The following is an 8053-nucleotide window of genomic DNA, read 5'->3' on the forward strand; positions in this document are numbered from 1 at the left end:
GCTTCGCATGCGTCTCGCATCGCGGCGCCGGACGACTCCCGCGGCCGATGAAATACGGCCACAAGGCGATACGCATGAGATCCATGAAGAAACCCATCCGCGGCGCCGTTTTCCGCGCCATGCTGCTCACCGTGATCAGCGGCCTCGCCGGGCTGCCCGCGGGCGCCGCCGCCGGGCCGCAGGCGCTGGCACGGGCCGCCGCGACGTCGCTCGCGGCGGCGGTGCCGTTCGCCGTCGAGCAGAACGAGGACCAGAAGATCGTCGCCGCCGACGGCACCGAGCTGCAGCGCTTCGGCGAATCGGTGGCGCTTTCCGGCGACACCGCGATGGTCGGCACCAACGACACCCACACCGGCCGCAGCGCGGTCTACGTGTTCACGCGCTCGGGCGGCAGCTGGGTGCAGACCCAGAAGCTGCTCGCCGCCGACGGCGCGGCGGGCGACAACGCGCGCTTCGGCGCCTCGATCGTGGTCAGCGGCACGACCGCGGTCGTCGGCGCGGACGGCGCCGCGGTCGGCGGCAATCCGAACCAGGGCGCGGCCTACGTCTTCCGCAAGAACGGCGCGAGCTGGAGCCAGGTCGCCAAGATCGTCGCGGCCGACGGCGCCGCGGACGACAACTTCGGCAACTCGCTCGCGCTCTCCGGCGACCGGCTGCTGGTCGGCGCGCACCACGCGCACGTGAACGGCAACGCGAGAGGCGCGGCCTACCTGTTCGAGGGCACGAACGACGTCTGGACCCAGGTGCAGAAGCTGCGCGGCGTCGACACGCGCGACAACGACGCGTTCGGCTACCGCGTGGCGTTCTCCGACGCCAGCATCATCGTCAGCGCGCAGCTGGCCAACCTCGACTTCCCCGGCGCGCTGTACTTCTTCAAGGAGTCGGACGGAACCTGGCTGCAGAAGCAGAAGCTGGTCGGCGAGCTGTACTCCGGCCTGGGCTCCTCGCTGGCCGCGCGCGGCAACCGCCTGGTCACCGGCGCGCCGACGCTCGACGCGCAGGGCGTGGTCTACGTCTACGCCGAACTGGACGGCTTCTGGAGCCGGACCCACACCATCCATACGCCCGAAGGCGAATCGTTCGCCAACTTCGGCTATTCCATCGGCCTGACCGACACCTCGTTCGTGGCCGGCGCGAACGCCGCCACGGTAGCCGACCAGTCGTGGGCCGGCGCGGGTTACGTCTTCACCGAGTCCGACGGCGACTGGCAGTACGTGCAGAAGCTCGTCGCCAGCGATGCTGCCGCCAACGATTCGATGGGCTCGGCCGCGGCGATCGACGGCACCACCGTGCTGCTCGCCTCCGGTGCGGCCAGCCCGGGCGGAAACTTCCTGCAGGGCATGGGCTATTTCTTCACCAGCCAGACCGGAGCGAACCAGCCGGCCGCCGTGGTCGCGCCCGGTGCCGTCGCCGCGACGCTGCACCAGGGCGACTCGCGCAACGTGTCGCTGGCCATTTCCAACACCGGCAGCGCCACGCTGGACTACGCCGTGAGCGAAGGCGGCTGCGCGCAGCCCGGCGACGTGGCCTGGCTCGGCCTCGGCGGTGCCACCGGCAGCGTGCCGCCGGGCACGACGGCGCAGGTCGCGATCGCGCTCGACGCCGCCGCGCTGGGCGAGGGCGACCACGCGGCGACGCTGTGCGTGGCCAGCAACGACCCCGCGCAGGCCTCGATCGACGTGCCCGTCGCGCTGACGGTGATCCCGCCGGCCGCGGCCCCGCCGTCCATCGTCGCGCATCCGTCGGCGCTGAACTTCTCGGTCTTCAGCGGGGCCTCGCAGTCGCTGGCCCTGACCCTCGGCAACGAGGGCGGCAGCGACCTGGACTTCAGCCTCGTCGAGCAGCTGGCCAAGGCCGATCCGCCGAGCTACCGCACGGCGCGCGCGCGCGTGCAGCGCGACGGTGCCGGCGCGAGGCTGAACCGCGCCGTGCCTTCGTCCGTGACCGGCGGCGAACCCGTCCTGCTGGCCGAGACCGCGATCTCGCAGATGGCCGACAACCGTCCCGGCGACCAGGGCCTGTCCTGCGGCATCCTGGGCGAGAGCACGGCCGACAACAGCTGGTGGCGGCGCTTCTACTTCGCCGAGCACGCGCAGGTCGGCGCCAGCGCCAACGTGACCAGCGTGACCGTGTCCTCCGGCAGCATCGGACCGGCCGGCCTGCCGATCACCATCAACCTCTACACGATCGCCCATTCCACGCCGGTCGACACGATCCCGACCGGCGGCCTGACCCTCATCGGCACCGCCAGCGGCACCATCGACAGCGGCCTGGTCTCGGTGACGATTCCGGTGTTCGGCTCGATCGACGACACCGCCGGCAAGGACCTGGTGGTCGAGTACCACACCGACGGCATCGGCAACTTCCAGGGCCAGTTCTTCCCCGGCGCCAACGACACGCCGGAGACGCATCCGACCTTCATGTCCTCGGCGCAGTGCGAACTGGACGAGCCGGTGACCGCGGCCAACCTCGGCGTGCCGGACTTCCACCTGACCATGGTGGTCAACCTGGAAGACGTGGCGCCGCCGGAATGCCGCCATCCGGGCGAGGTCTCCTGGCTCTCGCAGGGCCCGGCCGCGGGCAGCGTGGCACCGGGCGGCAGCACCGACGTGACGGTCACCGCGAACGCCACGGGCCTCGCCGCGGGTTCCTATTCGGCCAACGTCTGCGTGGTGAGCAACGATCCGCTGCGGCCGGTGATCGCCGTCCCGGTGAGCCTGACCGTCGCCACGGGCGGCGGCGGCGCGCCGGTCGCGGTGCTGGCGCCGGAGGCGCTGACGCTTTCGGTCCCGGCGGGCTCGACCGGCAGCACGCCGCTGAGCATCGGCAACCTCGGCGGCAGCGACCTCACCTACGCCATCGCCGAGACCGTCGCGCGCGCCAATCCGCCGAGCTACCGCAACGTGCGGCAGCCCAAGTCCGCGGCGGCCTTCGCCGGCGCCACGCTGTCGCAGTCGCCGGCACCGAACCGCTCCGGCGCGCCGCTCGTGCTCGACTCGACGATGATCTCGCAGATGCTCGACAACACTCCGGGCAGCGAGGGCGTGTCCTGCGGCGCGCAGGGCGTGACCGCGGCCAACAGCTGGTGGCGGCGCTTCTACTTCAGCGAGCACGCGCAGGTCGGCGCGCGCGCGGACATCACCAGCGTGACGGTTTCCTCCGGCGACGCCGGTCCGAGCCCGATGCCGATCACGATCAACCTGTACACGATTCCGCACGCCACGCCGGTGGACACGATCCCGACCGAGGCGCTGGTCCTGATCGGCACCGCCAGCGCGACGATCGAAAGCGGCCTGGTCTCGCTGACCGTTCCGGTCAGCGGCGCAGTGGAGGACACGGCCGGCAAGGACCTGGTGGTCGAGTACCACACCGACGGCCTCGACGACGGCAGCGGCCAGTTCTACCCGGGCGCCAACGCGACGGCCGAGACGCATCCGACCTTCTTCTCCTCGGCGCAGTGCGGCTTCCCCGTGCCGACGCGGGCGGCGGCGACCGGCTATCCGGACTTCCACCTGACGATGGTGGTCGAGCTGGCCGACGAACCCGCGCCGGCCGACTGCAGCAATCCGAGCGACGTGACGTGGCTGGCCGCATTGCAGCCGTCCGGAACGCTGGTGCCGGGCGCGTTCGCCGACGTGGCGATCAGCGCCGACGCCGGTGCGCTCGCCGAAGGCAGCTACGCGGCGAGCCTGTGCGTGGCGACCAACGACCCGACCCATGCGCTGGTCGCGGTGCCGGTCAGCCTGACCGTGACGCCGGCCGTCGTCGTCGACAGCCTGTTCTGCAACGGCTTCGAACCCGGCGAGAGCGGCGCCTGCGCCGCGCCGCCGGTGAACGAGAACATCGTGCTCAGCGGACCGGTCGATCACGCGATCGCGATCGACCGCGAAGGCACCTCGATCGACTGGATCACCGGGCACATCGAGGATTCCGACGTTCCGGGCGCACACTTCAACGCCTACGACAACGACGCGCAGCTGGCCTTCTACTGGCAGACCGGAGCGCCGGACATCGCCGGCGTCTCCAGCTCGGCGTCGACCTCGGATTTCCTCGTGCTGCATTCGGGCGCGGTGGTCGGTCCGGCGTCGGTGTGGTCGACCGTGCACAACCCCGGCCCGGCGCAGTGGGCGGCGGACGCCGATGGCTATCTCGGCTTCCGCTTCAACTGCTCGAGCCTGCCCGAGCCGCCGGCCAGCGGTATCTGCTATGGCTACGTGCACCTGCGCACCGGCGCGCCGCGCGGCTTCCCGGCGACGATCGTCGACTACGCCTACGACCGCAGCGGCGCCGCGATCACGATTCCCTGATCGCCGCGTCGCCTGCGGGCGGAGGAAAAACGAAGGGAGCGCCTCGCGGCGCTCCCTTTTTTTTCGTGCGCGAAACGGCTTCGCCCGGCTCAGGGCGTCGGCGGCGCCGGCGGCGCGTCGGGGCGCTCGCCGCGCGGACCCTGCGGTGGTCGCGGCGGCAGCGGCTCGGGCCCGCGCGAGGTGGCCCACTGCGCATAGGCGCGATAGCCGTCCTCGCCGAGCGCGCTGCGCAGCTTCTGCGCGGTCTGGTCCTCGATGCGTTCGCGTTCGGTGCGCTCGCGCTGGTCGATCGCCTCGCGCTCGCCGCGCAGGCGCGAGCGCAGCGCATCTTCCGCGTCGCGCCGCTCGCGCAGGATGCGGCGCACCTCGGCCTGCTGCGCCGCGCCGAGGCCGTCGACGGTGGCGAGCCTCTCGGCCGAAGGAATGCCGGGCCCGGGAGGCGGCCCGCCGGGGCCGCGCGGCATCGGCCCGTGTGGCCCGTCCGGGCCCGCCGCCCACACCGTGCCGAGGCCGGCGAGGGCGGCCAGGGCGAGTGCCGGGAAGATACGTCTGTTCATGCGCTTGCTCCGTCGGGGATGGTGACGGGCAGCCTGCGCCGGCACTGCGCAGACGAGGCGCAGGGATCGTGGAGAAATCGTGGAATCGCCGCTGCGGGCTTGCGCCGCCGCCGGCGGCCTTTATCGTAGCCGCATGCGCCTGCGGCTCTGGCACCGGTTGTTCCTCGCGTTCGCCGCACTCAGCGTGCTGGCGCTGCTGGCCTTTGCGCTGTGGCAGCAGCGCGCGTTCCACGAGGGTTTTCTCGCCTACCTCGACCAGGCCGCGGTCGAGCGCCTGCAGCCGTCGCTCGAGCGGTTGGCCGCGGCGTACCGCGAGCAGGGCGGATGGGGGTTCCTGCGCGGCGATCCGCGCCGCTTCGACGCGCTGCTCGATGGCCGCCCCGACGCACCGCCGGAGCCGCGTCCGCCGCCGTTCGGGGACGGGCGGCCGCCGCCGCGCGGGCCGCGGCCGCCGCCGGACGCTCCGCACCACGTTGCGCTGGTCGACGCCGACGGACGTCCCGTCGCCGGCGATCCGCGTGTCGACGCGAACGCGCACGTGCTGCCGATCGAGGTCGACGGCCGCACCGTCGGCTACCTGCGCGTGCAACCGCTGCCGCGGATCAGCGGCGCGCAGGATCTGGCCTTCGCGCAGGACCAGGCGCGCGGCGCGCTGCTCGCCGTGCTGGTGGTGCTGGTCGGCGCGTTCGCCGCGGCGTTCCTGCTGGCGCGCTGGCTGCTGGCACCGGTGCGCGCGCTCACCGACGGCACGCACGCGCTGGCCGCCGGCGATTTCGCGCGCCGCGTCGATGCCTCGCGCGGCGACGAACTCGGCGCGCTGGCGGCCGACTTCAACCGGCTCGCCGCCAGCCTCGAGCAGCATCGCGAGGCACGCCGGCGCTGGGGTGCGGACATCGCGCACGAGCTGCGCACGCCGCTGAGCATCCTGCGCGGCGAGGTGCAGGCGCTGCAGGACGGCATCCGCGAACCGGGCGAACGCGCCTTCGCCTCGCTCGATGCCGAATGCGCGCGCCTGGGCGCGCTCGTCGACGACCTCTACCAGCTCGCCCTGGCCGACGCCGGTGCGCTCGAATACCACTTCGCGCCGACCGACCTGGGCGCCTTGCTGCACGAGGTGGCCGAACCGCAGCGCGCCTCGTGCGCCGACGAAGGACTGCGGCTGGAACTGTCGATCGAGCCGGTACCGCCGCTGTCCGGCGATGCGCGCCGGCTGGCGCAGCTGGTCGACAACCTGCTCGCCAACGCACGCCGCTACACCGACGCGCCGGGAACCGTGCGCCTCGCGCTGACGCAAGAGGCGGGTGGCGTGCTGCTCGCGATCGAGGACAGCGCGCCGGGCGTGGCGCCGGAACATCTGCCGCGGCTGTTCGAGCGACTCTACCGCGTCGAGGCCTCGCGTCGTCGCGCCGACGGCGGCGCGGGGCTCGGCCTTGCGATCTGCCGCGCGATCGTCGAGGCGCATGGCGGTGGCATCGCCGCCGGACCGTCTGCGCTGGGTGGGCTGCGCGTCGAGGTGCGCCTGCCGCTGGCCGCAGGTGCCTGGGCATGAGCGCCCAGGTGCACGTGCTGATCGTCGAGGACGAGCCGAAGATCGCCGCCTTGCTCGGCGAATACTTCCAGATGGCCGGCTGGCGCAGCAGCGTGCTCGACTCCGGCGCGCGCGTGGCCGGCTGGGTCCGCGAATTCGAGCCCGACGCGGTCGTGCTGGATCTGATGCTGCCGGTGCGCAACGGCTTGGACGTCTGCCGCGAGGTGCGCGCGTTCTCCAACGTGCCGATCCTGATGCTGACCGCGCGCGTGGAGGAGATCGATCGCCTGCTCGGCCTGGAGCTCGGCGCCGACGACTACATCTGCAAGCCGTTCAGTCCGCGCGAGGTGGTGGCGCGCGTGCGCGCCGTGCTGCGCCGCGTCGCCGCGGCGGCGCCCGGCGCGGCAGCGTCGCATGCGCCGTCGATCGAGTTCGACGACGAGGCGTTCGAGGCGCGTTGCGACGGGCAGTCGCTCGGCCTCACGCGCGTGGAATTCCGCCTGCTGCGCAAGCTGCTGGAGCGGCCCGGACGCGTGCTGTCGCGGGCGCGGCTGCTGGACGCGCTGTACGAGGACTACCGCATCGTCAGCGACCGCACCGTCGACAGCCACGTGAAGAACCTGCGGCGCAAGCTGCAGGCCCGCGGCGTCGATGGCGTCGCCTCGGTGTACGGCGTCGGCTACCGTTTCGAGACGCCGGTCGACGGTGAGTGATCCGCGCCGTGCCTCGCGTCCGGGCGCGGCGCGGCCTTCACTCCTCGAATCCGTCGGCGAAGACCAGATCCGAAGCGGTCGCGCCGACGGCGAGGCCCACTTCGAGGAAGGCGGCGTAGCCGTCGGCGACGCTGCCGCTGGTCGCGGCGAGCTGGTGCACGCCGCCGTCGTCGCCGAACACCCCGTCCGATTCCAGCGTGATGCGGCCGAGGTTGGCGGCGCTGCCGGGATACAGCGCGGACTGCGCGTACACCTGCGCGCAGGCCGCCTGCGGCAGCGCCAGCTGCGAGATGCGTCCGGCGTTGTGGCCGCTGGTGGCATCGGCGAGCGAGGCGAACACCTCGAAATGGATGTGCGGCCAGCGGCCCGGGTAGCAGCCGGGGAAGACCGTCGTGAAGCTCACGCGGCCGGCGGCGTCGGTAACCTGCACGCCGCGCAGGTAGTTCTGCCCGGTCACGCCTTGCGAGTACATCGAGTAGCGGCCTTCGGCGTCGCAGTGCCAGGCGTAGACCGCCAGTCCCTGGATCGCGCCGCAGCCGTCCGGCGTGCTGAGGAACTGCAGCGCCACGGTCAGTGGTGTTCCTGCGGCGGTGGCGGGGCTGGCGATGCCGACGCTGGAACGGATGTCCGGGCGGACGATGCCGCTGGCGGCGAGTGCGTTCGGACCGTTGGTGCCGTCGCCGGGGTAGGGGCCTTCGGTCTCCTGCGGGATCAGCGTGCAGGCGAGCGGGCTGCGCGGCAGCACGGCGCACAGTCCGGCGCCGCCGAGCAGCGCGAGCAGCCGGCGCCGTTCGTGCAGGACGCGCAGCGTCTGGGCCAGGTTCGCGTCGGGATCGGCGAGACGTGGCAGGTAACGGGCGTGGCGGATCGTCTTCATCGATGTTCTCCTGCGGCGGGACGACGGACCGGATTGGACCGGACCGAGCGCATGGCCACGCTAGCGCGCGA

The 8053-nt window shown here is 72.6% G+C and carries 5 protein-coding genes; 3 read left to right on the top strand and 2 right to left on the bottom strand.

The window, feature by feature from the left end:
* The first annotated feature begins 83 nt into the window (after positions 1–83).
* The gene (locus tag ACFO6Q_RS15335) at positions 84–4307 is read left to right on the top strand and encodes a BACON domain-containing protein (RefSeq protein ID WP_380021980.1); all 4224 of its coding nucleotides are present in this window, start codon (positions 84–86) and stop codon (positions 4305–4307) included.
* Between the two features lie 89 nt (positions 4308–4396).
* Here ACFO6Q_RS15335 and ACFO6Q_RS15340 read toward each other — a convergent pair whose 3' ends face one another.
* Complete coding sequence (locus ACFO6Q_RS15340) at positions 4397–4864, bottom strand: hypothetical protein (protein ID WP_380021981.1); 468 nt, start codon at positions 4862–4864, stop codon at positions 4397–4399.
* Between the two features lie 79 nt (positions 4865–4943).
* Here ACFO6Q_RS15340 and ACFO6Q_RS15345 point away from each other — a divergent pair, with 79 nt between their 5' ends.
* Positions 4944–6413: an ATP-binding protein gene (locus tag ACFO6Q_RS15345; RefSeq protein ID WP_380021982.1), complete on the top strand. Its 1470-nt coding sequence runs from the start codon at positions 4944–4946 to the stop codon at positions 6411–6413.
* Positions 6410–7105 carry a response regulator gene (locus ACFO6Q_RS15350; protein WP_380021983.1) on the top strand — a complete coding sequence of 232 codons (696 nt, stop codon included), beginning with the start codon at positions 6410–6412 and terminating at the stop codon, positions 7103–7105. The genes ACFO6Q_RS15345 and ACFO6Q_RS15350 overlap by 4 nt, the downstream gene beginning before the upstream one ends.
* 37 nt (positions 7106–7142) lie before the next feature.
* Here ACFO6Q_RS15350 and ACFO6Q_RS15355 read toward each other — a convergent pair whose 3' ends face one another.
* Positions 7143–7982, bottom strand: coding sequence for an intradiol ring-cleavage dioxygenase (locus ACFO6Q_RS15355; protein WP_380021984.1), 840 nt, complete (start codon positions 7980–7982; stop codon positions 7143–7145).
* Positions 7983–8053 lie beyond the last annotated feature (71 nt).

This window comes from Dokdonella ginsengisoli, assembly GCF_042652785.1.
GTDB lineage: Bacteria > Pseudomonadota > Gammaproteobacteria > Xanthomonadales > Rhodanobacteraceae > Dokdonella_A > Dokdonella_A ginsengisoli.

What these genes read in the sequence shown, in the direction of transcription:
- ACFO6Q_RS15335 (WP_380021980.1), top strand. Translation starts at nt 84, where the DNA reads ATGAAGAAACCCATCCGCGGCGCCGTTTTCCGCGCCATGCTGCTCACC.
- ACFO6Q_RS15340 (WP_380021981.1), bottom strand. Translation starts at nt 4,864, where the DNA reads ATGAACAGACGTATCTTCCCGGCACTCGCCCTGGCCGCCCTCGCCGGC.
- ACFO6Q_RS15350 (WP_380021983.1), top strand. Translation starts at nt 6,410, where the DNA reads ATGAGCGCCCAGGTGCACGTGCTGATCGTCGAGGACGAGCCGAAGATC.
- ACFO6Q_RS15355 (WP_380021984.1), bottom strand. Translation starts at nt 7,982, where the DNA reads ATGAAGACGATCCGCCACGCCCGTTACCTGCCACGTCTCGCCGATCCC.